24 protein-coding genes and 1 tRNA gene are annotated in these 23,950 nt (G+C 66.0%); 12 read left to right on the top strand and 13 right to left on the bottom strand.

Features of this window, described 5'->3' with window-relative positions; translation table 11 throughout:
* Nucleotides 1-110 precede the first annotated feature (110 nt).
* The gene (locus DMR_RS15165; protein ID WP_043600818.1) at nucleotides 111-857 is read left to right on the top strand and encodes a hypothetical protein; all 747 of its coding nucleotides are present in this window, start codon (nucleotides 111-113) and stop codon (nucleotides 855-857) included.
* A 166-nt stretch (nucleotides 858-1,023) separates the two neighbouring features.
* Here the strand turns inward: DMR_RS15165 and pnp are convergent, their stop codons facing one another.
* The 11 genes from pnp to DMR_RS15115 all read right to left on the bottom strand — a co-directional run bounded on the left by pnp (nucleotide 1,024) and on the right by DMR_RS15115 (nucleotide 11,671).
* Nucleotides 1,024-3,279: a polyribonucleotide nucleotidyltransferase gene (gene pnp / locus DMR_RS15160; RefSeq protein ID WP_015861808.1), complete on the bottom strand. Its 2,256-nt coding sequence runs from the start codon at nucleotides 3,277-3,279 to the stop codon at nucleotides 1,024-1,026.
* Nucleotides 3,280-3,437: 158 nt separating this feature from the next.
* Entirely contained in the window at nucleotides 3,438-3,707 is a 270-nt protein-coding gene (rpsO, locus tag DMR_RS15155; RefSeq protein WP_015861807.1) for a 30S ribosomal protein S15, read from the bottom strand.
* 16 nt (nucleotides 3,708-3,723) lie between these two features.
* On the bottom strand, nucleotides 3,724-4,692 hold the full coding sequence (truB, locus tag DMR_RS15150; protein WP_015861806.1) for a tRNA pseudouridine(55) synthase TruB: 969 nt from the start codon (nucleotides 4,690-4,692) through the stop codon (nucleotides 3,724-3,726).
* Nucleotides 4,685-5,656, bottom strand: a complete 972-nt coding sequence (locus DMR_RS15145; RefSeq protein WP_015861805.1) for a DHH family phosphoesterase — start codon at nucleotides 5,654-5,656, stop codon at nucleotides 4,685-4,687. Before DMR_RS15145 ends, truB begins: the two co-directional genes overlap by 8 nt.
* Nucleotides 5,637-5,972 carry a 30S ribosome-binding factor RbfA gene (gene rbfA / locus DMR_RS15140; RefSeq protein WP_043600816.1) on the bottom strand — a complete coding sequence of 112 codons (336 nt, stop codon included), beginning with the start codon at nucleotides 5,970-5,972 and terminating at the stop codon, nucleotides 5,637-5,639. The genes DMR_RS15145 and rbfA overlap by 20 nt, the downstream gene beginning before the upstream one ends.
* A gap of 17 nt (nucleotides 5,973-5,989) precedes the next feature.
* Entirely contained in the window at nucleotides 5,990-6,277 is a 288-nt protein-coding gene (locus DMR_RS15135; RefSeq protein WP_006921378.1) for a DUF503 domain-containing protein, read from the bottom strand.
* A gap of 120 nt (nucleotides 6,278-6,397) precedes the next feature.
* Nucleotides 6,398-9,313: a translation initiation factor IF-2 gene (gene infB, locus DMR_RS15130; RefSeq protein ID WP_015861804.1), complete on the bottom strand. Its 2,916-nt coding sequence runs from the start codon at nucleotides 9,311-9,313 to the stop codon at nucleotides 6,398-6,400.
* The gene (locus DMR_RS23560; RefSeq protein ID WP_327194907.1) at nucleotides 9,310-9,513 is read right to left on the bottom strand and encodes a YlxR family protein; all 204 of its coding nucleotides are present in this window, start codon (nucleotides 9,511-9,513) and stop codon (nucleotides 9,310-9,312) included. Before DMR_RS23560 ends, infB begins: the two co-directional genes overlap by 4 nt.
* A gap of 41 nt (nucleotides 9,514-9,554) precedes the next feature.
* Entirely contained in the window at nucleotides 9,555-10,946 is a 1,392-nt protein-coding gene (gene nusA, locus DMR_RS15125; protein WP_015861803.1) for a transcription termination factor NusA, read from the bottom strand.
* Nucleotides 10,943-11,512 (bottom strand): ribosome maturation factor RimP, encoded by a 570-nt coding sequence (gene rimP, locus DMR_RS15120; protein ID WP_015861802.1) that lies wholly within the window; start codon nucleotides 11,510-11,512, stop codon nucleotides 10,943-10,945. Before rimP ends, nusA begins: the two co-directional genes overlap by 4 nt.
* Before the next feature lie 83 nt (nucleotides 11,513-11,595).
* Nucleotides 11,596-11,671, bottom strand: a tRNA-Gly gene (locus DMR_RS15115).
* A gap of 154 nt (nucleotides 11,672-11,825) precedes the next feature.
* On the opposite strand from DMR_RS15115, the gene flgF reads away from it, so the two are divergent.
* From flgF to fliW, 11 genes are all read left to right on the top strand, one after another.
* Nucleotides 11,826-12,611, top strand: a complete 786-nt coding sequence (gene flgF / locus DMR_RS15110) for a flagellar basal-body rod protein FlgF (protein WP_015861801.1) — start codon at nucleotides 11,826-11,828, stop codon at nucleotides 12,609-12,611.
* A gap of 26 nt (nucleotides 12,612-12,637) precedes the next feature.
* A complete protein-coding gene (gene flgG, locus DMR_RS15105; protein WP_015861800.1) occupies nucleotides 12,638-13,420 on the top strand; it encodes a flagellar basal-body rod protein FlgG in 783 nt (260 codons plus the stop codon).
* A gap of 106 nt (nucleotides 13,421-13,526) precedes the next feature.
* The gene (gene flgA, locus DMR_RS15100) at nucleotides 13,527-14,501 is read left to right on the top strand and encodes a flagellar basal body P-ring formation chaperone FlgA (protein ID WP_043600810.1); all 975 of its coding nucleotides are present in this window, start codon (nucleotides 13,527-13,529) and stop codon (nucleotides 14,499-14,501) included.
* A gap of 51 nt (nucleotides 14,502-14,552) precedes the next feature.
* Entirely contained in the window at nucleotides 14,553-15,278 is a 726-nt protein-coding gene (locus DMR_RS15095; protein ID WP_015861798.1) for a flagellar basal body L-ring protein FlgH, read from the top strand.
* 153 nt (nucleotides 15,279-15,431) lie between these two features.
* On the top strand, nucleotides 15,432-16,553 hold the full coding sequence (locus DMR_RS15090) for a flagellar basal body P-ring protein FlgI (RefSeq protein ID WP_043601793.1): 1,122 nt from the start codon (nucleotides 15,432-15,434) through the stop codon (nucleotides 16,551-16,553).
* A 430-nt stretch (nucleotides 16,554-16,983) separates the two neighbouring features.
* Nucleotides 16,984-18,021 carry a peptidoglycan DD-metalloendopeptidase family protein gene (locus DMR_RS15085; RefSeq protein WP_043600807.1) on the top strand — a complete coding sequence of 346 codons (1,038 nt, stop codon included), beginning with the start codon at nucleotides 16,984-16,986 and terminating at the stop codon, nucleotides 18,019-18,021.
* Nucleotides 18,022-18,055: 34 nt separating this feature from the next.
* On the top strand, nucleotides 18,056-18,532 hold the full coding sequence (gene flgN / locus DMR_RS15080; protein ID WP_015861795.1) for a flagellar export chaperone FlgN: 477 nt from the start codon (nucleotides 18,056-18,058) through the stop codon (nucleotides 18,530-18,532).
* Nucleotides 18,532-20,664: a flagellar hook-associated protein FlgK gene (flgK, locus tag DMR_RS15075; RefSeq protein ID WP_015861794.1), complete on the top strand. Its 2,133-nt coding sequence runs from the start codon at nucleotides 18,532-18,534 to the stop codon at nucleotides 20,662-20,664. Before flgN ends, flgK begins: the two co-directional genes overlap by 1 nt.
* A 17-nt stretch (nucleotides 20,665-20,681) precedes the next feature.
* The gene (gene flgL, locus DMR_RS15070) at nucleotides 20,682-22,211 is read left to right on the top strand and encodes a flagellar hook-associated protein FlgL (RefSeq protein ID WP_015861793.1); all 1,530 of its coding nucleotides are present in this window, start codon (nucleotides 20,682-20,684) and stop codon (nucleotides 22,209-22,211) included.
* A gap of 115 nt (nucleotides 22,212-22,326) precedes the next feature.
* Nucleotides 22,327-22,566 (top strand): carbon storage regulator CsrA, encoded by a 240-nt coding sequence (csrA, locus tag DMR_RS15065; RefSeq protein ID WP_006918472.1) that lies wholly within the window; start codon nucleotides 22,327-22,329, stop codon nucleotides 22,564-22,566.
* On the top strand, nucleotides 22,542-23,000 hold the full coding sequence (gene fliW, locus DMR_RS15060; RefSeq protein WP_015861792.1) for a flagellar assembly protein FliW: 459 nt from the start codon (nucleotides 22,542-22,544) through the stop codon (nucleotides 22,998-23,000). The genes csrA and fliW overlap by 25 nt, the downstream gene beginning before the upstream one ends.
* Nucleotides 23,001-23,114: 114 nt before the next feature.
* Here the strand turns inward: fliW and flgM are convergent, their stop codons facing one another.
* A complete protein-coding gene (gene flgM / locus DMR_RS15055) occupies nucleotides 23,115-23,438 on the bottom strand; it encodes a flagellar biosynthesis anti-sigma factor FlgM (protein ID WP_015861791.1) in 324 nt (107 codons plus the stop codon).
* 58 nt (nucleotides 23,439-23,496) lie between these two features.
* A complete protein-coding gene (locus tag DMR_RS15050) occupies nucleotides 23,497-23,913 on the bottom strand; it encodes a DVU0524 family FlgM-associated protein (protein ID WP_015861790.1) in 417 nt (138 codons plus the stop codon).
* Nucleotides 23,914-23,950: the final 37 nt, after the last annotated feature.

Genomic DNA, 23,950 nt, shown 5'->3' with positions numbered 1-23,950 from the left:
GCGAGGCTTCTCGCGGGGCATGGACTCCGCCCGCGCCAGCCGCTATAGCAAACAAACGGCCTGCCGTCATGGGGCCGGGCAACCATGACCAACGCCATTTACGAGGTATTATGAAACCGTTATCGCGTCTTTCCGGTCCGCTGCGCCTTGTCGTCGCGCTGGCCCTGTCGTTGTCGCTTTTCGCCTGCGCCACCTATACGCCGCCCAATCCGCAAATAAACGGCGTGGTCGATCCGGCCATGCTGCCCAGCGCCGTGCGCACGCCCCAGTGGGATCTGGGCGCGGTGCGCTACGTCTGGGGCGGCAAGGGCATCAACTATTACGAGGCCGGGCTGACCCCGGCGCTGCTTTTAGTGCGCAACAAATCCGGGGCGAGCCCCATCGTCTACGCCGAGGAGTGCCGGGGCATCGGCCCGGGCGGTGTGGAGTATCCGCCGTACCCGGTGGCCCAGGCGGCCGAGGTGGTGTTTGCCTCCACGGCCTACAAGAAAAGCGCCGAGGCGGCGGTGGTGGGGGGGCTGACCGGCGCGGCCGTGGGCGCGGGCCTTGGCGCGCTTATCGGCTCGGGCTTCAACTACGGCTGGGGAGCCGGTCCGGGCGCGCTTATTGGCGCGGGCATCGGCGCGGTGGGCGGCGCGGCGCTTTCCCAACAGCCGAGCATGGAGCAGTACCGGGCCACGGTCTACCAGGACATCGCCACCTACGCCTGGCGGGCCGCGCCCATCGCCCCCGGCGGCCTCATGCCCGGCTACCTCTACTTCCCGTCCAACCTCGGCATCCATTCCCTGCGGGTGGTGCTGCGCTACGATCAGCACGCCCAGACGTTTATCGTGCCCATCAACAACCCAGTTTGGTAGTTTTTCCCTCCCGCTGCAACGCCAAGCCCGGCCCGGAAGCGATTCCGGGCCGGGCTTTTTTATTGTGGGCAACGTGCCGGACAGTGCGGAAAGTCCGCTCCCAGGCCGCAAAAAAAGGGGAGCCCCCGTACGGAGGCTCCCCTTGTCATTGGCAGGGAAAGCGCGACTAGTCGCGGGGACCGCGATCGCGGTCGCGTCCGCCACGGTCGTCGCGACGCGGGCCGCGGTCATCACGACGTGGGCCGCGACGATCGCCGCCGTCGCGGCGGGGGCCGGCGGTCTTGGCGTAGTCGGCCGGATCGTAGGGGATGCCGCGTTCTTCGTTGAGTACGGCCTTGCGCGACAGACGCACGCGGCCGGTAGGCTCGACGTCAAGCACCTTGACCTCGATTTCCTGGCCCATCTTGACCACGTCGGCGGGGCTGGCCACCCGCTCCACGTCGAGCTGAGACACGTGGACCAGGCCTTCGAGGCCCGGCAGGATCTCGACGATGGCGCCGCAGTCGATGATCTTGATGACCCGGCCTTTGTAGTTGGCGCCCACGTCGGCGTGCTGGTCATAGTAGAGCACCCGGGCCTTGGCCTTTTCCAGGGACTCCAAGGTCGGGGCGAAGATGGAGATCTTGCCCGTGTCCTCGATGTCGATGGACGCGCCGGTCTCGGCGGTCATGGCCTTGATGTTCTTGCCGCCAGGTCCGATCACTTCGCGGATCTTTTCCGGGTTGATGTGCACCACGGCCAGCTGCGGGGCCAGGGCCGACAGTTCGGGGCGCGGCTCAGGCAGCACGGCGGCCATGCGGCCCAGGATGTGCAAACGGGCGTCCTTGGCCTGATTGAGGGCCTGGCGCATGACAGCCTGGGGGATACCGGTGATCTTGATGTCCATCTGGATGCCGGTGACACCGTCAGCGGTGCCGGCCACCTTGAAGTCCATGTCGCCCATGGCGTCCTCGTCGCCGAGGATGTCGGTGAGCACCAGGAAGTCATCGTCTTCCTTGATAAGGCCCATGGCGATGCCGGCCACCGGGGCCTTGATGGGCACGCCGGCGTCCATCAGCGCCAGGGACGCGCCGGCCACCGAGGCCATGGACGAGGAGCCGTTGGACTCCATGACCTGGGAGACGATGCGCATGGTGAAGGGGAATTCCTCGGGGCCGGGCAGCACCGGCAGGATGGACCGCTCAGCCAGGGCGCCGTGGCCGATCTCCCGGCGCGACGGGCCGCGCAGCATTTTGACTTCGCCCACGCAGTAGGGCGGGAAGTTGTAGTGGAGCATGAAGCGCTTGTACGTCTCGCCATTTAACGTCTCGATCTTCTGCTCGTCGCCGGTGGAGCCCAGGGTGGCCACGCACAGGGCCTTGGTCTCGCCGCGGGCGAACAGGGCCGAGCCGTGGGTGCGGGGCAGCACGCCGACCTCGATGCCGATGGGGCGCACCGTGGTGGTGTTGCGGCCGTCGAGGCGGATGCCGGTGTCCTTGATGAGCTTGCGCAGGAGTTTTTTCTCCATGCTCTCCAGGATTTCGCCGGCCTTCATCTTGTACAGCGGCGTCTCCGGGTAGGCGGCGACCACGGCTTCGATGACGGCCTGCTTGACGGCCTTGCGGGCTTCGCGACGGGCCATCTTTTCCTGGATGGTGAAGGCTTGCTTGAGTCCGGCTTCGGCCGTGGCCGCAACCAGGGCTTCAAGCTCGACGATGGGCGCGGGCGGGGTAAAGGCGATCTTGGGCTTGCCGGCCTTTTCGCGTAGCTGCTCCTGAAGGTCAAGCAGCGGCAGGATGGCTTTGTGGCCGAATTCCAGGGCGTCGGCCAGGAGCTCTTCGGAGACGAAGCGTCCCGCGCCTTCGACCATGACCACGGCGTCGCGGGAGGCGGCGAAGACCAGATTGAGGTCCGCGCCGGCCGCGATCTGGGCCACGGTGGGGTTCAGGACAAACTGGCCGTCGATGTAGCCCACCCGGCCGCCGGCGATGGGGCCCTGGAAGGGAATCTTGGAGAGGTGCAAAGCGGCGGACGCGCCGGTCAGGGCCAGAACATCGGGTTCGACCTCGCCGTCGGCGGACAGCACGGTGGCGATGATCTGGACTTCGTCACGGAAGCCCTTGGGGAAAAGCGGCCGGCAGGGGCGGTCGATAAGGCGGCACACCAGCACCTCGCGCTCGGAGGGGCGGCCGATTTCGCGGCGGAAGTAGGAGCCCGGGATGCGGCCAGCGGCGTAGGCCATTTCCTGGTAGTCGACGACCAGGGGGAAAAAGCCTTTTTCTTCGGCCAGGGCCTGGGTGCAGGCGGTGACAAGCACCACCGTGCCGCCGGACTGGATCCAGATGGCGCCGTCGGCCTGGTTGGCTAGGCGGCCGGTTTCGATGGTCACGGTCTTGTCGCCGATGGCGGCTTCAAGCCGGATGGGGGAAAACGTCATTGTCATGAGGACCTCGTTGGATGGTGGGAAGGAAGGAAGCGATTGCCCTCCCGCCATGCAGCAGGCGCGGCGGCAGCCGGGACGGTCTGGAGTCCCGGGAGCGGGCGCGCATAATGCATGCGCGGGAAGGCGGGGCCCGGCGAACCGGGCCCCGTTGTTGCCGACTACTTGCGCAGTCCGAGCTTCGCGATGAGGTCGCGATAGCGCTGGACGTCAGTTTTCTTCAAGTAGTTTAGAAGCTTGCGGCGCTGGCCGACCAGCTTCAAAAGGCCCGTGCGGGAGTGGAAGTCCTTGGGGTGGCTCTTGAAGTGACCCGTCAGGTAGACGATGCGGGACGTCAGCAGGGCGACCTGGACCTCGGGAGAGCCGGTGTCGCCGTCGTGCTTTTTGTGTTCGCCAATAACCTGCGCCTTGTCTTCGGCAGTCATGACCACAGCGATATCCTCCTGGTTAGGGGGTGTCATTGGTGGCGGGGGCGTCATTGCCGCCGCGCCGGGCCGGTTGCGGGTCTCCGAAAAGACCGCGCACGATGGCCCACCTAAGCCGGCCGCCCGTCGCCTCGGCCCTGGCCAGAGCCAGGGGCAGGCGCGCTTCGTCCACGAGCAGGGCGTGGGTCCCGGGGGCGAAATCCCCCGTGACCGGGACACGGATGCCCCGGCGGACGTCATCCGCCGCAGCAGGGCCAAGCGTTGTCGTGGGCCAATGGGGCAGGGCTTTGTCGAGGGGAATGATCCGCTCGGGCAGCGACTGCGGGTCGGCCAGGACAGCGTCGAGGCTGTGCGCCTGCGTCAAGGCGAAGGGGCGGCTCTCCTCCCGGGTCAGGGCTGTCATGATCGCGCCGCATCCCAGTCGCATCCCCAGGCTGTGGACCAGGGAGCGTATGTAGACGCCGGCGGATACCCGTACCCGGAAGGTTGCCGACGGCAGGTCGACCGATTCGGCCTGCGCGTCGAAAACGGAAATATCCTTGACTTTCACCGGGGCGGCCAGACCCTTGCGGGCTAGTTCGTACAGGGGCCGTCCCTGGTGTTTGGCCGCCGAGTAGGGCGGCACTTCCTGGCTGGTCAGTTCCGTCCAGGAAGCGATGGCCTCGGCCAGGGCCGAGGCAGAAACATGATCCCAGGGCGCCTCGGTCGTCACGGTCCCTTCGCAGTCGTAGGTGTCGGTGGCGACGCCCAGGCGCAGCGCGCCCAGATAGGTCTTCTCGCCCTCCATGACGTAGGGGGCGATCTTGGTGGCCTCGCCGAGAAGGACCACCAGCACGCCGGCCGCCAAGGGATCCAGGGTGCCGGCATGGCCGATCTTTTTCTGACCCAGGCGCTTTATGGCCGTCAGGCACCGGGTGGAGGTGGGGCCGGAGGGCTTGTCCAGCACCAGCACGCCGTGGAGCTGCGGCAGCGGGTACTTGTTCTCAGCCACGTGCCGGCTCCACAACCTTGGTCAAGGCCTTGATCAGCGTGGCCTCGGCTTCGTCCAGGGGCGTCTCCAGCTTGCCGCCCGAGGCGTTCTTGTGTCCGCCGCCGCCAAAAGCGGCCGCGACCTGCTGGATGTTGACCGGACCCACCGAGCGCAGGGAAAATTTGACGCCGCCCTCGGGCAGCTCGCGCACGAGCACCGCCGCCTGCACGCCCTTGATGCGCAGGGCGTTGTTGATCAGCCCCTCGCAATCCTCGGGACCGGTTCCCGTGCGGGAAAACATCTTCTGCGATACCCTGATTGCGCCCACCTGTCCATGGCCGTGCAGGGACAGGCTGCCGAGCACCTCGCTCCACAGGCGGATGCGGTTCATGCTCCACTGGTTCTTGATGCGCGCGCCGACCTCGCCGACGTTAAGTCCACCCCGGATCATCTCGGCCACCAGCTCCAGACAGACGGCTGTGGTGCCGCTGAAGCTGAAAAAGCCGGTGTCCGTGGCCATGGCCGTGTAGAGCGCTTCGGCTATGGGGCCGACAAGGGGCACGCCGAGGTCCTTGGCCAAAAGCGCGACCATCTCGCCGGTGGCTCCGCTGGCCGGGTCGATCCAGTTGACGGCGCCGAAGCCGGGATTGCCCAGGTGGTGGTCAATAACGGCGGTGCGGGCCGGGTCGAGATGGCCATCCAAGCCGCCCAGGCGCGGCGCGTCGCCGCAGTCGAGCACAATGGCCAGATCGTAGTCGTCGCAGGGCGGCCGGTCCAGGAGCGGGGCCGGCAGTTCCAGCCAGCCATACTGGGGCGGGGCCGGGGAATCGTTTATCAGCCAGAAGGTCTTGCCCAAGGCTTCGAGGATAAAGCCCATGGCGGCGGTGGACCCCAGAGCGTCGCCGTCAGGCGAGGCATGGGCGGCCACCAGGAAGGACCTGCCGGCCCGGATGCGGCGGACGATCTCACTCCTGGGGTCGGGCATAGACCATGTCCTCCAGGTAGGTATCGCGGGAAAAACGCAGTTCGGGCACGAACTTCATGTGCAGGCGCTGGCCAAGCAGCGTGCGCAGGAAGCCGCGCGCCTGGTCCAGGGCCTTGGCCGCGCCGGCCAGACGCTCGGCGTCGCCGCTAAGGGTATAGAAGACCTGGGCCACGGACAGGTCGGCGTTTAAGGTCACGCCGGTTATGGTCACGAGTTCCAGGCGGGGATCGCGGACGTCTTCAAGAAGGGCTGTGGCCATTTCCCGGGCGATCTGATCGGCAAGCCGGTGCGAGCGGCGCGAGGCGGTGCGTTTCATAGGAGTCTTTATGGGGGCTAGAGCGTGAGAATTTCGATGTCGTCGTAGACCAGTTCGGCCAGGGCGGCGGCTTCGACCATGTTGACGGCCTTTTGCAGGAGGCCCCGGACGTGGGTTGCGTCGCCGGACACGGCCACGGCGGCAAGGACGAGGGTGTCCCAGGATTCCTGCATGGCCACTTCGGCGACGGCCACGTTGAATTTGTTGCGCAGCTTTTGCTTCAGGCTTTGGGCCACGCGGCGCTTGCCCTTGAGGGAGTCGTTGCCGTGGAGGGCGAACTGGAGGGTGAGGACGCCTACGACCATGAATCCTTCCCCGCAAGCCGGGGAGCGGTTGGAAAATCGGTTGTCACAGGGGCGTTCCGACCGCCGCCGAGGCGGCGGCCGGAAATCCCGTCGGCAGGGCAAGCCCGCCGCGTAACGTCGTTACAGGGTGGCCTTTTCTTCCACGGACTCGAAGGCCTCGATGACGTCGGCGACCTTGATGTCGTTGAAGTTTTCCAGGCCAACGCCGCATTCGTAGCCCTTGGTGACTTCCTTGACGTCGTCCTTGAAGCGGCGCAGCGAAGCGAGCTTGCCGGTGTAGATCACCACGCCGTCGCGCACCAGGCGCACGCCGGCATTGCGGGTGAGCTTGCCGTCCATGACGCCGCAGCCGGCCACGGTGCCGACCCGGGGCACGCTGAAGGTGTCGCGCACCTCGGCCTGGCCGAGGTACTGTTCGCGGATCACCGGGGCGAGCATGCCGGACATGGCGTCCTTGATCTCGCTGACGACCTTGTAGATGATGTCGTAGAAGCGCACGTCCACGCTCTCGCGCTCGGCCATTTCCTTGACCTTGATGGTCGGGCGCACGTTGAACCCGATGATGATGGCCGAGGAGGCGGAGGCCAAGAGCACGTCGGATTCGGTGATGGCCCCGGCTCCGGCGTGGATGATGTTGACCTTGACCTTGTCGGTGGAGAGCTTTTTGAGCGCGTCGGCAATGGCTTCCAGGGAGCCCTGCACGTCGGCCTTGAGCACCAGATTAAGCGTCTGGGCCTCGGCCTCGGGGCGGCTGGCCAGGAAGGTTTCCAGGGTGACCTTGGAGGCCTTGCCCAGTTCGCGTTCGCGCTGCTTGGTGGCCCGGGTCTCGGCAATGCGGCGGGCGACCTTTTCGTCCTCGACGCCGACGAACTCGTCGCCGGCCTCGGGCACGCCCTCAAAGCCCTGGACCTCGATGGGCATGGCCGGTCCGGCTTCCTTGATCTTGCGGCCCTGGTCGTCGAAACAGGCCCGCACCCGGCCGGAGAACACGCCGCAGACAAAGGCGTCGCCCTGGTGCAGGGTGCCTTCCTGGATGAGCACCGTGGCCACGGGGCCCCGGCCCTTGTCCAGGCGGGCTTCGACGATGTGGCCCCGGGCGCGCTTGCCCGGGTTGGCGTGGAGCTGGAGCACCTCGGCCTGCAGGAGAATCATTTCGAGCAGTTCGTCGAGGCCGAGCTTCTGCTTGGCCGAAACGTTGGCGAAGATGGTGTCGCCGCCCCATTCCTCGGGCACAAGGCCCAGATCGCCCAGTTCGCGCTTGACCCGGTCGGGGTTGGCGTCGGGCTTGTCGATCTTGTTGACGGCCACGACAATGGGCACGCCGGCCGCCCGGGAGTGGTTGACCGCCTCGCGGGTCTGGTCCATGACGCCGTCGTCGGCGGCCACGACCAGGACCACGATGTCGGTGACCTGGGCGCCGCGGGCGCGCATGGCGGTGAAGGCTTCGTGGCCCGGGGTGTCGAGGAAGACGATGTCGCCCCGGTTGGTGGTCACGTGATAGGCGCCGATGTGCTGGGTGATGCCGCCGGCCTCGCCGGACACGACGTTGGAGGCCCGGATGGCGTCCAAAAGCGACGTCTTGCCGTGGTCGACGTGGCCCATGATGGTGACCACGGGCGGACGCGGGCGCATGTCCTCGGGCTTGTCGGCTTCAGCGCTGATGATGTAGTCGTCCTCGGAAAAGCCCGAACGTTCGACTTCGAATCCGAACTCGGCCGCGGCCAGGGTGGCGGTTTCGATGTCCAGGGACTGGTTGATGGTCACCAGCGCCCCAAGGCCGAGCAGGACCTTGATGAGATCCTGGGCCTTGGCTCCCATCTGGCGGGCCAGATCCGAGACCCGGATGGTTTCTTCCATGCGGATCTTGCGCTTGGCGGCCTTCATGGGCTGGGCCCCGGCGTCGGACTTGGAGGACAGGAAGTCGTCGCGGGTCTTTTTGCGCTTGAACTTCGAGCCGCGACCGCCGGTGCGATCCTGGACCTCGGAGACTTTCTTCTTGCCGCCGGGACCGGCGGCCTTGCGGCGGTCGCCGTCGGCGCCCGGTCCGGTAAATTCCACCACGCGACGATCTTTCTTGCGCTTCTTGGAAGCGTCGTCGCCGGCAGCCGGCGGCATTCCGGGCACGGGCCGGCCGGCCGGACGCGGCGCGCCCGGGGCAAAGCCGCCCGGAGCGCCGGGGCGGCCGGGGCCGCCGGGACGGCCGGGACCACCGGGACGGGGGCCGTCGGCAGGAGCCGGCCGGCGCTCGGGGGCCGGCGGCCGCTTGGGATCGGGCATGGAAATGATGCGCACCTTGGGCGCGGTGGAAGCCGGCTCGGGACGCCGGGGCGGCTGCTTGGCCGGCTGGCCAGCGTCGGAGGCCACCGGGGCGGCCTCGGTGTCGGGAGCCGTTTCAGGGGCCTGGGCGGTCGCCTCGGGAGCCGGGGGGGTGTCCTCGGCCACGGGCGCGGCCGGCGTCGCCGCCGCCGGGGCCGGGGCTTCGGCCACGGGTTCGGCGGCCACGGCGGGGGCAGCGGGCTCCTCGGCCTTTTCCGGCTCGGGGCGCTCGATGATGCGGGCCGTTTGGGCCGGGCGCACGATACGAGCGCCGCCCGTGCGGGGAGCCGGGGCGGGGGGAGCGGGCTCCTCGTCGGGGGCCTGGGCAAAGGCCTCGAAATCTTCGGCCTGGGGCTGGTACTGCACCTCTACGGGCTCCTCATGTTCCGGCTCGGCCGGGGCCGTCGCGGCCACGGGTTCGTCGGCGGGAGCCGGCGATTCGGGTTCGAAGTCCCGGGGGGCTGGCGCGGCGTCGGCCGGGGGGGGGGGGGCGGCCTTGCGGCGGCGGACGATGACGCCGGGTTGGACCTCGGTGTCGATGACCTGGGTGCGGCCGGAGCTGCCCTGGCGCACACGGGCGCGCAATTGGGCGGCTTCCTCGTCGGTCAGCGTGGCCATCTGGCTTTTGACCTGGATACCGAGTTCGCGCAGGAGATGCAGCATGTCCTTGCTGGACAGGGCAAGCTCCTTGGCAATGTCCTTCATTTTAATCTTGTTCACCTTGACCCCCCCCTCCGTCGCCTGGGCCGACCGGAGTATTTCAAAAATTTCTCGGCGCATGCGGGGTTGGCGCAGAGATAGTGCCCGCGTCCGGGCTGGATGGCCCGGGGATCGGGCGCAAGGCCCGCTTCGCCCCCGGCCGTCGCGACGTGTCTGACCAGTTCGCTTTTCGGAAAGCGCTCCCGGCAGATCACGCACATCCGCACCGGCCACGGCGGCCGGGCATGGGACTTGCCGCGCGTCATTTGGCCTCGTCCGCGTTGATTTCTTCCGTGCCGGTCGCGGCATCGCCTTCGGCCGCGTCGTCAACCGGCGTCTCCCCGTCAGCCGGAGCATTGCCCTCGTTCGGGGCGTCCTCGTCGGTCGGGGCATCCTCGTCGTCAGCCGGCGCGGGCTTGTCGAAAGCGCCCATCAGCTTGAGGGCGGCGCGCAGATCGTCGCGCTTGGACGGCGTCATGCCGACGATGGCGTCGATGGCCTCGTCGTCGGCCTCGGCCAGCTGCTCCATGGAGACAAATCCGGCGGCGATGATGTTGTCCACGTGGATCTCGGCCACGCTGGCTAGCTGCTCCAGGAACTTCTTGGAGGCATTGGCTTCACGGAACCGGGATTCGGTGACGATGTCGATCTTCCAGCCGAGCAGTTTGGCGGCCAGTTTGACGTTTTGTCCCTTGCGGCCGATGGCCAGATTGAGCTGGTCGTCGGTGACCACCACTTCCAGGGACTTCTCGTCCTCGTCGACGGAAATGCGGGTGACCCGGGACGGCGACAGGGCGTTGGCGGCGTAGCTGGCGATTTCGGGGTTCCAGACCACGATGTCGATGCGTTCGCCGCGCAGTTCCTGCACGATGTTCTGGATGCGCGAGCCGCGGATGCCGACGCAAGCGCCGACCGGATCGACGTCGCGATCCTTGGAGATGACGGCCACCTTGGCCCGGGAGCCGGGATCGCGCGCCACGGCCACAATCTTGACCGTGCCGTCGGAAACTTCCGGCACTTCGCGGGCGAAAAGGGCTTTCATGTAGTCGCCGTGGGTGCGCGACACGATGATCTGGGGTCCGCGCCCGGAAGGCAGGACTTCGATGATAAAGGCCTGGACCCGGTCGCCGCGCTTGTAGCGCTCGCGGGGGATCTGCTCTTCCTTGGGCAAAAGCGCCTCGGTGCGGCCGAGGTTGATGATCCAACCGGCCCGGTCGCGGCGCTGGATGATGCCGGAAATGATTTCGCCCTTACGGTCCTTGTATTCCTCGTAGATGATCTCCTGCTCGGCGTCACGCATGCGCTGGATGATCACCTGCTTGGCGGACTGGGCGGCGATGCGGCCGAGGTCCTCGACGGCGAGCTTGAAGCCCATCTCGTCTTCCAGGGCCACGTTGGGGTCGATGGCCTTGGCGTCGGACAGGCAGATCTCGGCGGCCGGGTCGGCCACGTCGTCGTCTTCCACCACGACCTTGAACTGGTAGACCTCGATCTCCCCCTGCTCGTCGTTGTAGCTGACCTCCACGTCGAGGTTCTCGCCGTACTTGCGGATCACCGACGAACGGACGGCTTCTTCCAGGGTGTCCACCAGCAGGTCGCGGTCGATGCCGCGATCCTTGCTGATCTGATCGATGGCTTTTTTCAGTTCGGTCATGAGGTTGCCTCCGAGTTGCCGTACGGCCCGCCGTCGCCGTCGGCCTCTCCTTCGGGTGTGGCGTCAAAAGCGTGGATGAGGCGGATTTTGTCCGCCTCGGCAAAATCAAACGAAATCGAAAATTCCTTGGCCCCGGGGTCCACGGTCATGGACACGGTCTGGTCCGAGACACCGGACAGGATGCCCTTGAAACGCTTGCGTCCCTCGCGGGGCACGGCCAGCTTGGCCTCGATCTCCCGGCCGACGTAGGCGAGCAGTTGGCCGGCCTCGAAAAACCGGCGCGACAACCCCGGCGAGGAGACTTCCAGCACATAGGGGTTGTGGAAAATTTCATCGACCTCAAGAAGCGCGCCGAGGTGGCGGCTGACTCTGGCGCATTCGTCGATGGTCACGCCCAGGCGTTCGGGCGTGCGCGGCGTGTCGGCGGCCAGATCGAGATAGAGGCGCACGAGCTGGCGATGGCCGGCCGAAGCCAGCTCCACCCCCCAGACCGCAAGGCCCAGGGTGGCGGCGTAAGGGGCGATAAGATCCCGGACGGCATCGGCCACGGCGTTTTTCTGAAGCATGATTTCCTTGTCAGCAAAAAAAAAGTGGACCGATCGTCAGGCCCACCTCGTCACGTCAACCATTCGGTTGGGAGACTCAGGTTTGGAGCGGGCGACGAGGATCGAACTCGCGACACCAAGCTTGGGAAGCTTGTACTCTACCAGCTGAGCTACGCCCGCTCGAATGGGAGGAAATACCACTTCGCCGAGGTTTGTCAAGCTGTGCGAGGCCGGCCCGCGAAAAAAGACGACGGCTCGGCCGGGTTTCGCCCGGTCGGGGCGGCCGAGGCTGGCCCGCATGTTGCAAAGCACTGCGCCGAGGAGGACCGCTTCCATGGAAATGAGCATGTACAGCGCGGTTTTCGGCGCACTCTCAACGGAAACGCGTCTCAATATCTCCGCCAATAATTTGGCGAACGTCAACACCACGGGCTACAAGCGCGACCGGGTCTCCTTTGAAGACACCTTTTACCGCTACGCCCACGACTACCATATGGATCCCCGGGGCGACATTCGCCAGAAACAGCTTTTGCCACGGGCCGACCTCATTGCCAAGCCCCGCCTGGCCATGCAGCAGATCGACTTCGCCCAGGGGGCGTTGACGGCCACCGGCAACCCGCTGGACCTGGCCATCCAGGGACCGGGCTTTTTCAAGGTCTCGGCCGGCCAGGGCAACTCCTACTACACCCGAAACGGGGCCTTTCACCGTTCGGCCGAGGGGATGCTCGTCAACGACCAGGATATGCCTGTCCTGGGCGGCGGCGGCCCCATTCAACTGCCAGAGGGCCGGATTTCCGTGGGCGGCGACGGCGCGGTCTACGTCGATGGGGCCCAGGTCGGCCAGGTGGACGTGGTCACCGTGCAAAATCCTGACGCCCTCATGAAATACGGGGCCAACCTCTACATGCCCCAGACCGGAGCCACCGTCCAGGAAGGGGTCCTGCGGGCCGGAACCACCGAAGTGGCCCAGGGCTTTCTCGAAAAGCCCAACGTCGAGGTGGTGGAAGAGATGGTCTCCATGATCGAAACCCAGCGCACCTTCGAAGCCTATCAGAAGGTCATGAGCAGCTCCAACGAACTTGACACCAAGGCCATCCGCGTCGGCACCGACAAGATGTAAGGCCAAGGATCCGGAGGGATACTGTTATGATGCGATCATTGTGGACGGCCTCCACCGGTATGGTGGCCATGCAGATGCAAATCGACACCATGTCCAACAACCTGGCCAACGTGAACACCGTAGGCTTTAAAAAGAGCCGGGCCGAGTTCGAGGACCTCATGTACCAGACCTTACAGGTGGCCGGCACCGAGACCGTGGGCGGCAACCGCCTGCCCACCGGCCTTCAGGTCGGCTTGGGCGTCAAGCCGACGACGGTGCACAAGTTCTTCACCCAAGGCGACATGCAAAACACCGGCAACCAGCTCGACATCGCCATCCAGGGCGAGGGCTTTTTCAAGGTCGACGTCAACGGCCGCGAGCTCTATACCCGGGCCGGTTCGTTCAAGCTCAACCAGGACGGCACCATCGTCACGGCCAATGGCTATCCGCTCCAGCCGGCCTTTTCCGTGCCCACCGAAACCAAGACCATCACCATCACCGAAAACGGCCACCTGTCCTGCCTCGACGCCAACAGCGCCGAGCTGGCCGCCACCGACATCCCGCTCTACACGTTTATCAACAATGCCGGCCTGACCGCCGAAGGCCGCAACCTCTATTCCACCAGCCAGGCTTCGGGCGCGGCCAACGAGGTCACTCCCGGCAACCAGAACGCCGGCACCCTGGCCCAGGGGTTCCTGGAAATGTCCAACGTGGAGCTCGTGGACGAAATGGTCGGCCTCATTGTCGGCCAGCGCGCCTACGAGGCCAACTCCAAGTCCATCACCACGGCCGACGGCATGTTGCAGACCGCCGTCAACATCAAGCGTTAAGCGGACGTCCGTCGTCCGGTTCCGTTATTTGGGGCTCGTCCCGCCGCCGCCGCCCGCAACCGGCGGGCGGCGGCGCGGGGAGGGCCCGACAGCCAAGGAGGTCGCCATGAAACGCCGCGCCATCACCATTTTCGCCGTCGCCGTCCTGGCCGCCGCCTGGCTCCTGGCCGCCCTGCCGGCTGGGGCCGGATTGTGGCGGATCGCCGTGCGCGAGGCGGCCACGGCCGCCGGCGAGCGGGTGCTGTTGTCCGAAATCGCCGAACCTTCCGGCGAATTCCCGGCCGACGCCTGGGCCGTGCTCGGGGCCACGCCCCTGTGGTACGCCCCGGAGGCCGTGGGCCGCGTATCCGTCATCCCTTCGGCCAAGGTCATGGAAGGGCTGCGCTATTACCTGCGCGACGCGCCGGTGGAATACGCCCTGCCAAGCCAGCTGACCGTACGGCGGGGGGGGCGGGTGGTCTCCGGCCAGGAGCTGCGGGCCATGGCCGTCGAAACCTTGACGCCCAAGGTCGCGGCCCTGGGGGCCGAGGCCAAGCTCTTGTCGGTTTCCGCCCCGGAGCATCTTTTCATCGACGACAACGCCAGCGTCGGCGTTGAGGCCGCCGAACTCCAGCCCGGCCGCACGACCTTTCGCTACGTGGTGACCGGACCCGGGGCAAGGATCTTGCAACAAGCCCCGGCAGAGGCCGTGGTCGAACATTTCGGCCGGGTGCCGGTGGCCATCAAGAACATTCTGCCCAAGGACGGCGCCGCCATGGAACAGATCGCCTACGTCTACGAACGCCGCAACCTGGCCGGGATCAAGGGCCGGGTGTTCGAGCCGGGCGACGGGCAATGGCGGGCCAGAAAGGGCGTGGGCACGGGACAGGTCCTCATGGCCGACGACATGGAACCCATGCCGCTTATCGTCCGGGGCGATCAGGTCAAGCTCATCTACCAGGGCCGGGCTGTGCGCCTGACCATGCTGGCCGAGGCCATGACCGACGGCGCGCCAGGCGGCAAGATCACCGTGAAAAACAGCAAGTTCGCCAAGGAAATCACCGGCCTCGTCAAGGACAAGACGACGGTGGTGGTGCAGTAGGAAGCCTAGAGTCCCTTCGCACGGACCGCGAAACGCAAAGGAACACGCGCCATGAGACGCACACCGCTTATCCCCCTGGCCCTTATCGCCGCCGCCGTGGTCGGCTGCGCGCCGGCCACCAAGCAGGCCGCCCCGGCTCCCCAGATGACGCCGCCCGTGGCCAAGGCGCCGCCGCCGGCCGACAACCCCGGCTCCATCTACAGCCAAAGCCAGCCCACCTTCCTTTTCGACGACACCCGGGCCCGGCGCATCGGCGACATCCTGACCGTCAACATCGTGGACACCTCCAAGTCCGACCTCAAGGCCGAGACCAAAAACGACCGCACGGCCAGCAACGAACTCGGGGTGCAGAACTATTTCAGCAACAAAAACGTGGCCGGCAACCTGTCCGGCCAGCTCGGCGGCCCCAACTTCGGCATGAACGGGCTTATCGGCAGCGACCCCATCGTCAAGACCAACACGGCCCAGAAGTTCCAGAGCAAGGGCGAGACCAAGCGCGAATCGGCCGTCACCGCCTCCATCGGCGCGCGCATCGTCAACATCCTGCCCGGCGGGGTGATGCAGGTCGAAGGGGCGCGCCAGACGCGGGTCAACGACGAAAACCAGATCATCGTCATCAAGGGGTTGGTGCGGCCCATCGACATCGGCCCCAACAACACCGTGCTGTCGACCATGCTGGCCGACTGCCAGATCGAATACTACGGCGAGGGCGACCTGGCCGACCGCCAGAAGAGCGGCTGGCTTACCCGCATCCTGGACAACGTCTGGCCGTTCTAACCCGGCGCGACACAAAACACTGCTTCGGCCGTCCCTGCCGCCTGACTCAGGCCGCACGGACACGACAAGAAGGATTACCAAGGGGAGCGTATGGACATGCAACCCAATGCAAACGCCCGGAGGGCGAAGACACGGCGTCCGGCCCTGGCCGTCATGACGGCGGCAATGCCGGACAGCCTGCCGGCCATGCTGGCCGTGCTCATCCTGGCCGCCTTGGTGCTTGGCGTGGTCCACACGGCCCACAGCGCCCGCATCAAGGACCTGGCCACGGTGTCGGGCATGCGCAAGAACCAGCTCGTGGGCTACGGCCTGGTGGTCGGGCTTTCCGGCACCGGCGACCAGCGCGGCTCGGATTTCACGGTCCAGTCCATCTACAACATGCTCGACAAGATGGGCGTGCGGGTGGACAAGGCGACGCTCAAGCCCAAAAACGTGGCCGCGGTCATGGTCACGGCCCAGATGCCGGTGTCGTCCAAGGCCGGCAGCCGGCTCGACGTCACGGTGTCGTCGATTGGCGACTCCACGAGCTTGCTTGGCGGCGTGCTGCTGGTGACGCCCTTAAAGGGCATTGACGGCAACATCTACGCCATCGCCCAGGGGTCGGTGCTGGTCGGCGGCGTGTCGGCCCAGGGGGCCGGGGCGTCGGTGTCCAAAAACATCACCACCGTGGGCATGGTGCCCGGCGGCGGCAACATCGAACGCAGCGTGCCCTTTGCCTTCAACGACCAGCCCGATCTGACCCTGTCGCTGCGCAATCCCGACTTTTCCACGGCCACCCGGCTGGCCAAGCGGGTCAACGAATCCCTGGGCCAGGCCATGGCCACGGCCATCGACGCCGGCACCATCAGGTTGGCCGTGCCGCCGGAAAACCAGGGCAACCTGGCCATGCTCATGGCTTCCATCGAAAATCTCGACGTCACCCCGGACCACCGGGCCAGGGTGGTGGTGGACGAAAAGACCGGCACGGTGGTGCTGGGCCAAAACGTCCAGATTTCGCCGGTGGCCGTCACCCACGGCAACCTCCAGATCCAGGTCCAGGAATCGGCCGACGTGTCCCAGCCGTTGCCGTTCTCCAACGGCCGCACCGTGGTCACGCCCGAGACCAATATCGCGGTCAACGAGGAGAACAGGAAGCTCAAGATGATCGAGGGCGCGACCCTGCAAGAACTGGTCGAAGGGTTAAACGCCCTGGGGGCCACGCCGCGCGACCTCATCAGCGTCCTGCGCACCTTGGAAGCCTCGGGGGCGCTCTCGGCCGACCTCGAAGTCAACTAGTCCGGCCGCTGCCGGGCCGGCGCGCGCCGCGCCGTTCGCCAGAAAAGGCATCGCCGCCCCGGCGTCCGTCACGGACCGCCGGGGCGTTTTGTTGCGCAACCGGCGGGGCAGGGGAGGGAGGAGGCCCCTTCACCCATACGAGGGCCGGGAGCCTCAGGCCCTCAGCGGGGAGGGCAAGGCAGAGGCAGCGTCTCTCCTGCCCGCCGTAGTATCGGTGGTTTCCGTCAAGGGCCGTTCGCCTCCGTATGGGCCTATCCTCGCCGAAGCCCCTTAAACATTTCTCCATGTGGGGGGTCTGGGGGCCTTAGGCCCCCAGCCGCCGGAGGCTCTTCTCTCCCTCTCCCAGCCAAACTGGCCCGCAATTTGCCTTACCAGGGGTGTCGGGGCCGAATGGCCAAAAAACCGACGCAGCAACGCGAGGATGACTGCCATGAGCGTTCCCGAGGGCATGGCCGATGTGGCCGCCACCGCCTCTTTGCACAGCGACGTCGCGCAGAAGCTCGAGATCGACGCCCTGCGCCAGACGCTTTCCGGCGGCAAGGACAAGGAAGCCAAGCTGCGCGAGGCCTGCCAGGGCTTTGAGTCGGTGTTCATCTCCAAGCTGTTTTCCCAGATGCGGGCCACGGTCCCCAAGGACGGGCTTTTGCGCGGCCAGTACGAGGACCAGTATTATTCCATGTTCGACAAGGCCATGTGCGACAAGATGGCCGAGGCCGGCGGCATTGGGCTGGCCGACATGATGTACCGCCAGCTCAAGGGCAAGGTGCTTGGCGGCGGCGAGAAGGCGGGCATCGGCGACGTGTTGCCGGCCAACCGGCCGACGGGAACCCATGGCCTGGGCGTGGCTTCGTCCAATCTGACCGTCACGGACGCGACCCTGCCGCGCGGCGGCCGGCCGGTCCAGGCGCAACAGCTTTCGCCGGCCGTGGCGGCGGCCCTGGCCCGGCCCGGGGCGGCGGCCCATGGCCAGTCGGCCATGCCGGCGCTGAGCCCGGCCCACGAGCCGGCCGAAGGCAGCCGTCAAAACGATGACGGACTGGCCGAGGCCCAGGCGGCCCGGCCCATGGCCGCGCCGACCCGGGGCGACATCACCTCCGATTACGGCTGGCGCACCGATCCCTTCAAGGGCGGCAAGGCTTGGCACGCCGGCATGGACATCGCCGCGGCCGAGGGCGATCCGGTGGCCGCCTGCTGGGACGGCGTCGTCACTTATGCCGGAACCAAGGGCGGCTATGGCAACGTGGTGGAGGTGGAGCATCCCGGCGGCTGGAAGAGCGTGTACGGCCATTTGCGCGGTTACGCGGTGCGGCCGGGCGACAGCGTCCAGGCTGGCGGAAAAATTGCAGAGGTAGGAAGCACCGGACGCTCCACCGGGCCGCATTTGCACTTCGAACTGCGCCGGGGCGGCGACACGGTGGACCCCCATGGCCTGCTGGCCGTTTCGGGAGTCCTGCAGGGACCGCTTTAATTTGCTGGAATTGCGAATAAAATCGAGGAACGCCATGAAGGGTCAGATACTTGCGAACCTGCGCCGGCAGCTTGGAGCCGTCGCCCTCCTGGAAAGCCTTCTGGCGGAAGAATTTTCCCATCTTTCCACGCGCCAGCCCGCGGCGGTAGCCTCGGTGGAATTTTCCATCCAGGAGTTGCTGCGCCAGATCACGGCGGAGCGCCACAGCCTCCACGCCCTGTACGCCGCCCTGGACCCCCAGGCCAAGCGGTTGGCCGATCTGGTCGGACAGCTCGACCCCCAGACCCGGGAGGCGGCCCTGGGCCTTTATGAGGCCATCGAAAAGACCGAGCAGCGCTCGGCCAAGCAGGCCTCGCGCAACTATGCCATGGCTCTTGGGCTGTATGACGTGACCAAGTCGAGCCTGGACAACCTGCAAAAGCTCATGACCCCGAAAAAGGGCGTCTACGGGGCCAGGGGCCGCATGGCCTCGGCCACGCCGCCTCCGGGCATGATCAGCGGGAGGCTCTGATGTCCGGCATCACTTCCCTGCTGTCCATGGGGGCAGGGGCCCTTCGCGCCAACCAGGCGGCCTTGCAGGTCACCGGCAACAACATTTCCAATGTTGACACCGAGGGCTACAGCCGCCAGTCGGTGGTGCTCAAGGACGGCCAGTACGTCAACACGTTCACCGGCCAGGTCGGCACCGGCGTGGTGGCCCAGGAAGTGGTGCGCGCCCATGACAAGTTCGTCGAGGCCCAATACCTGACCAAGGTGTCGGCCCGGGACCGCTACCAGACCCTCTACAACGGCCTGCAAAGCGTGCAGAATCTCGTCAACGAGTCCAACACCGATGGGCTCAACACGTCGCTGAGCACCTTTTTCGACGACTGGGGCGACCTGACCACCAATCCGGAAAGCGCCGCCGTGCGCCAGACCCTGGTGGACGACACCGAGACCCTGCTCAGCACCCTGCGCTCCGAGGCCGATTCCATGCGGCAGCTCGAAGATCAGGCCGATCAAAGCATCGCCGCCGGCGTGGACAAGCTCAACGAACTGGCCAAGGACATTGCCGACCTCAACAACCAGATCAACCAGACCCAGATCGACGGTAAGAGCAATCCCAACAATCTCTACGACCTGCGTGACGTCAAGCTGCGCGAGATGGCGGGCCTTGTCGATATCAACGTGATCGATAACGGCAAGGGCGACATCACGGTCTACACTACGGCTGGACAGACCGTGGTGGACGGGGTGGTGGCCTTTGACTTCAAGTTCGAGCAGGGCCAGACCGTGCGCCAGCTTTCGCCCACGTCCCTTGGCCCTCCCGTCAGCGACGTCCAGGCCTACTACGACGGCGCCGACAACGACGAATACACCCTCAAGGTGGTGTCGGGCGGAGCCGTGGGCGGAGGCGCGGCCTTCCAGGTGTCCCTGGACGGCGGCCGCACCTGGTTGACCAACGACGACGGCACGACGGCGGTCTATCAGGCCGAGGCCGAGGGCTCCAAGGTCCGGGTTGGCGACCTCGACATCTGGTTCGCCAATGTTGACGACCCAGACACCCCGGCGGCCGACAACCTCAATGTCGGCGACACCTTCACCCTGGTCCCGAAAAAGGCCTTGTACTGGTACACCACGGCCGGCACGGCCGAGAACATCACCCCCCAGCAGTACGCCGACGGCACGGACAACACCCGGCGTCTCACCGGGGGGGCGCTGGCCGGCGCGTTCCTGTTCCGCGACGAGGAGCTCGGCGAGTTTCAGGACACCCTCGACGCCTTTGCCAAGAGCATGGTCTGGGAAGTCAACCGCATCCATTCCCAGGGCGCGGGCCTGACGAATTTCAGTACGGTCCTGGGGACCAACGCCGTTTCGTTGACGAACGTGGCGCTTGATTCCCGGTCTTCGGGCTTGGATTTTGGCGACAGGCTCCAGTCCGGCGCGTTCATGCTGTATGCGTACGACGCCAACGGCAATCTCGCCGTGGACGGCAGCGGCAACCCGGTCCAGGCGTCCATCGCCTTCACCCCCGGGGTCACGACCCTGGATGATCTGGTCACGGCGATAGACAACGCGTTTTCTCCGCCAGCCTTTTCCGACACCTATCTCGACGCGTCCATCAGCAACAACCGCCTGTCCATCAGCGGGGTCAACGGGCGTACCTTCCAGTTCGGCGACGATTCCTCGGGTGTTTTGGCCGCCCTTGGCGTCAACACGTTTCTCACCGGCTCCCGGGCTTCGGACGTGGCCGTCAACGATGTCGTCGGCACCGACCTCAATCGGATCAACGCCGGCCACGTGGGCGCGGACGGGCTGGTGGCCGTGGGCGACAACCTCACGGCCAAGGCCATGACCGAACTGGAAAACACCGCCATTTCCTTTTATGTCGCCGGCAAGACCACGGTGAACCAGACGCTTACCGACAATTACGCCTCCCTGGTGTCCAAGATCGGTTCGGACACCGCCGCCGCCTCGTACCAGGCCACCTACCAGGCGGCCTTGGCCGCCGAGCTCAACGAGCAGCAGCTCTCGACTTCCGGCGTCAATCTCGATGAGGAACTGACCAACATGATCAAGTTCCAGCATTCCTACCAGGCCGCGGCCAAGCTCGTCAGCACCGCCAATTCGATGTTCGAGACAGTCCTGGGGCTCAAAAACTAGGCTCCCGGAGGTTCACCATGGTCATGCGCGTCGCCCAGCAAAGCATCTACGGCTCCATCGTCCGGCAAAACAATGCCGCCTTGAGCCGGCTCATGGAGACCAATCTCCAGTCGTCCACCCAAAAGCGCATCAACGCGCCCTCCGACGATCCCAACGGCGCGGCCTTGGTGCTCCAGACGCGCTGCGACATCAGCCAGCTCACCCAGTACAAGCGCAACATCACCAGCGCCGAAGGCTGGCTGACCCAGTCCGACAGCGCGCTGACCTCGGTCAGCACGCTCATCACCTCCATCAAGGGCTATGCCGAGCAGGGGGCCACGGGGTCCGTCACCGAGGAGAACCGGGGAGAGATCGCCTCGGCCGTGCGCCAGTATTTCCAGCAGCTCATCTCCCTGGCCAACACCGAGTACAGCGGGCAGTCCCTGTTCGCCGGCCAGAAGGTGGATACCGAAGCCTTCTCCGAGGCCCTGTGGATGAACTCCAACGACGAGACCTTCAATGCGGCGGTCGCCGCTTCCAACGGCGGCTTCACCCTCACCGGCTCCAGCAATTCCACGCTGCTGGTGCAGTTCATGGGCACCGACACCGCCGGACACCAGCCGGCGTTTTCCTACTCCGCCGACGGCGGGACCACCTGGACCACCGGCTCCTACAATACCGCCACCACCGACGATCCCCAGGAACTCAACCTCGGCGGCGTGACCATGACCCTGGACAACGACGCCCTGGACACCGTCACGGCCTGCGCCGACCACGAGGACGAAAACGGCACCTGGATGTGGATCCGGCCCACGGCGGTCTACAACGGCAACACCAACGACGGCGTGACCGTCATCGACGCGACCAACTCCGGGGCCACGGCCTCGGCGGCCGGGGTATTTTCCGGCAACGTCGCCGTGCGTCTGGACGAGGACTGCGATTTCAGCGCGCCCTTTGCCTATTCCTACAGCACCGACGGCGGCCGCTCCTGGGTGTCGGGCAACACCTCGGGCACGCCCAGCGGCACGACGGTGAGCCTGCCCGTGCCCGGCGGCTCGCTGACCCTCGACAGCGCCGGCACCGTGGTTTCCGGCAGCCAGTTTTTCATCCAGCCCAGCACCGCCGACATCAGTGTGGCCATTTCCCCCACGGACTCGGTCACGGTCAACGGCGTGGGCAAGGACATCTTCGGCGGCGTCTACAACGGGCAGGCCGTGACCTTCGAAGGCTCGGTCGATGCCAACCTGTTCGAGACCGTGGGCAAGCTCGTGGGCTACCTCGAAACCAACAACCAGCAGGGTTGCCAGGAAGCCCTGGACCAGCTGACGGCGTCCCAGGAGCAGGTGCTCACCGTGGCCGCCTCGGTTGGCGCGCGGGAAAACCGGGTGACGGCGGCCGGCGTCATGGTCGACACCCTGGCCGAGAACGCTGGGGATACCCTGAGCAAGACCGAGGACGCCGACTTGACCGAGCTCATCACCAAGCTGGCCCAGCAGGAGCTGGCCTATCAGGCCGTGCTCAAGTCCTCGAGTACGGTGATGAACCTGTCCCTGGTCAGCTATATTTAGCAGCCGCGGCCCCAGGCGTTGACAAAGGCCGGCCCTCACGGCTAGAAGGGTCGATAACCGGGCGCGAAGACGGCATTTTTCGCGTCCAGAAACACAAGTGGGGGCGTGGGCGTTCATGCTCATCTTGACCCGGAGGCCGGGCGAAAGCCTGCACCTCGGAGACCATATCAAGATCACCGTCCTGGGAGTCCAGGGCAAGCAGATCAAGATCGGGCTGGAAGTGCCCGACGACATGCAGGTGTATCGCGAAGAGGTTTATCTGCGGGTGCTTGAACAGAATCGGCAGGCGCTTTGCGCCATGGATTCCGATGTCCTGGCGGCGGCGAAGTTATGGCCAAAAAAAACGAACGAATAGTGGAAACGCGCCTTGGGCGCTTGACGTTGCCGGAAGAACGGGTGCTGCAATTCCCCAGAGGCCTCATTGGCTTCGGGGATCAGCGGGAATTCACCCTTATCCAGGTGCGCGAGGACTCCCCGTTTTTGGTGCTGCAAAGCCTCGACAACCCGTCGCTGGGGCTGCTCGTGGCCGATCCCTACTCGTTTATGACCGAATACGAAGTGGTCATCGGCGAGGCGGACCGGCGGCTTTTAGGCATCGACTCCCGGGAGCAGGCCACTGTCCTGGTCACCGTGACCATCCCCCAGGGGATGCCCGAGCGTACCACCTTAAATCTCAGCGGCCCCATCGTGGTCAACAACGAGGCCCGCGTCGGCCTGCAGATTCCCCAGACCGACTCCCGCTACCCGGCCCATTATACGCCGGGCATGGCCACTCCCAAAAAGAGCTGACGCCTTCCCGGACCCGCCGAGGCGGTCCGAAAAGGCGTCAGGAAATACTTGTCCGTTAGTTCGCGTCGCCGCGTCGCCCGAGGGCTTCGCGGCGCGTTTTTTGGCGCGTGCGGCCTAGCCGAACAACTCCGACTCCATGGTCAGCAGCTTCTCGGCGATTTTCTTGGAGTCCGGCTGGTAGGTGCCGGCCTCCACCTGGGCCTTGAGGGCGGCGACCTTGTCGGCCCGCGATTCCGGGGCTTCCTGGGCCGTTCGGGTGGCCACGGATACGAGCCTGCCGCCGTCGGAAAGCGTCACCCGGTCGGCCGACGAACCGGACGCGCCGCCGGAACTGCCCGCCTTGCCACGCGAAACGCTTGAAGATTCGCCGGAGTCGCTACGCCCGACACGATTTTGCCCATAGGGCTGATTGATTCCGAAGATGTTCTTGATGTCCATGGCGACCCCCCTCCCGCGTTATCCGCACTGTACTTATCGGCAGCGGGGGGACCGATGATTAGAGCATGGTTGCGTCAACTTTTTCCAGAGCCAATTCCCACAACCGCCGCATGGCGGCCGCCTTGGCCTCGCCGACAAGAGGTTCGGCCTGTCTCCCCGGGTCCTTGCGAAAAATCTGCATTTCCTGTTCTTCAGGAGGATAGGCGAACACCACGGGGAAGCCGAGTTCCTCTTCCAGTTCGGCCTTGAGCTCCTCGACCACCGGCGTTTCACTGCCGGCCACGATGCAGTTCTCCACGATCTCGGCCGCCACCCGCCCCACCAGTTCCCGGCGCTTGGCCTCCCGGGAAATCTGGGTTTCCTCGTCATCGACGGGCTGCAGCGACCGACGGAACCGGGCCAGCCGCCGGGCCGTGGTCACCTGCCGTCCGTAGGTGCGCAGCATGGCGCTGACCTGATAAGGGATGGCGGTCACGGCGAATGGCTCCTTCTCTGGGGTCTTATCGGACGCT

The organism is Solidesulfovibrio magneticus RS-1, from assembly GCF_000010665.1.
Classification (GTDB): domain Bacteria; phylum Desulfobacterota; class Desulfovibrionia; order Desulfovibrionales; family Desulfovibrionaceae; genus Solidesulfovibrio; species Solidesulfovibrio magneticus.
The sequence above is the reverse complement of the archived record's forward strand: the minus strand, read 5'-3'. Positions and strand labels throughout refer to the sequence as shown.

What these genes read in the sequence shown, in the direction of transcription:
- DMR_RS15165 (WP_043600818.1), top strand. Translation starts at nt 111, where the DNA reads ATGAAACCGTTATCGCGTCTTTCCGGTCCGCTGCGCCTTGTCGTCGCG.
- pnp (WP_015861808.1), bottom strand. Translation starts at nt 3,279, where the DNA reads ATGACAATGACGTTTTCCCCCATCCGGCTTGAAGCCGCCATCGGCGAC.
- DMR_RS15145 (WP_015861805.1), bottom strand. Translation starts at nt 5,656, where the DNA reads ATGCCCGACCCCAGGAGTGAGATCGTCCGCCGCATCCGGGCCGGCAGG.
- rbfA (WP_043600816.1), bottom strand. Translation starts at nt 5,972, where the DNA reads ATGAAACGCACCGCCTCGCGCCGCTCGCACCGGCTTGCCGATCAGATC.
- DMR_RS15135 (WP_006921378.1), bottom strand. Translation starts at nt 6,277, where the DNA reads ATGGTCGTAGGCGTCCTCACCCTCCAGTTCGCCCTCCACGGCAACGAC.
- DMR_RS23560 (WP_327194907.1), bottom strand. Translation starts at nt 9,513, where the DNA reads ATGTGCGTGATCTGCCGGGAGCGCTTTCCGAAAAGCGAACTGGTCAGA.
- nusA (WP_015861803.1), bottom strand. Translation starts at nt 10,946, where the DNA reads ATGACCGAACTGAAAAAAGCCATCGATCAGATCAGCAAGGATCGCGGC.
- rimP (WP_015861802.1), bottom strand. Translation starts at nt 11,512, where the DNA reads ATGCTTCAGAAAAACGCCGTGGCCGATGCCGTCCGGGATCTTATCGCC.
- flgF (WP_015861801.1), top strand. Translation starts at nt 11,826, where the DNA reads ATGGAAATGAGCATGTACAGCGCGGTTTTCGGCGCACTCTCAACGGAA.
- flgG (WP_015861800.1), top strand. Translation starts at nt 12,638, where the DNA reads ATGATGCGATCATTGTGGACGGCCTCCACCGGTATGGTGGCCATGCAG.
- flgA (WP_043600810.1), top strand. Translation starts at nt 13,527, where the DNA reads ATGAAACGCCGCGCCATCACCATTTTCGCCGTCGCCGTCCTGGCCGCC.
- DMR_RS15095 (WP_015861798.1), top strand. Translation starts at nt 14,553, where the DNA reads ATGAGACGCACACCGCTTATCCCCCTGGCCCTTATCGCCGCCGCCGTG.
- DMR_RS15090 (WP_043601793.1), top strand. Translation starts at nt 15,432, where the DNA reads ATGACGGCGGCAATGCCGGACAGCCTGCCGGCCATGCTGGCCGTGCTC.
- DMR_RS15085 (WP_043600807.1), top strand. Translation starts at nt 16,984, where the DNA reads ATGAGCGTTCCCGAGGGCATGGCCGATGTGGCCGCCACCGCCTCTTTG.
- flgN (WP_015861795.1), top strand. Translation starts at nt 18,056, where the DNA reads ATGAAGGGTCAGATACTTGCGAACCTGCGCCGGCAGCTTGGAGCCGTC.
- flgK (WP_015861794.1), top strand. Translation starts at nt 18,532, where the DNA reads ATGTCCGGCATCACTTCCCTGCTGTCCATGGGGGCAGGGGCCCTTCGC.
- flgL (WP_015861793.1), top strand. Translation starts at nt 20,682, where the DNA reads ATGGTCATGCGCGTCGCCCAGCAAAGCATCTACGGCTCCATCGTCCGG.
- csrA (WP_006918472.1), top strand. Translation starts at nt 22,327, where the DNA reads ATGCTCATCTTGACCCGGAGGCCGGGCGAAAGCCTGCACCTCGGAGAC.
- fliW (WP_015861792.1), top strand. Translation starts at nt 22,542, where the DNA reads ATGGCCAAAAAAAACGAACGAATAGTGGAAACGCGCCTTGGGCGCTTG.
- flgM (WP_015861791.1), bottom strand. Translation starts at nt 23,438, where the DNA reads ATGGACATCAAGAACATCTTCGGAATCAATCAGCCCTATGGGCAAAAT.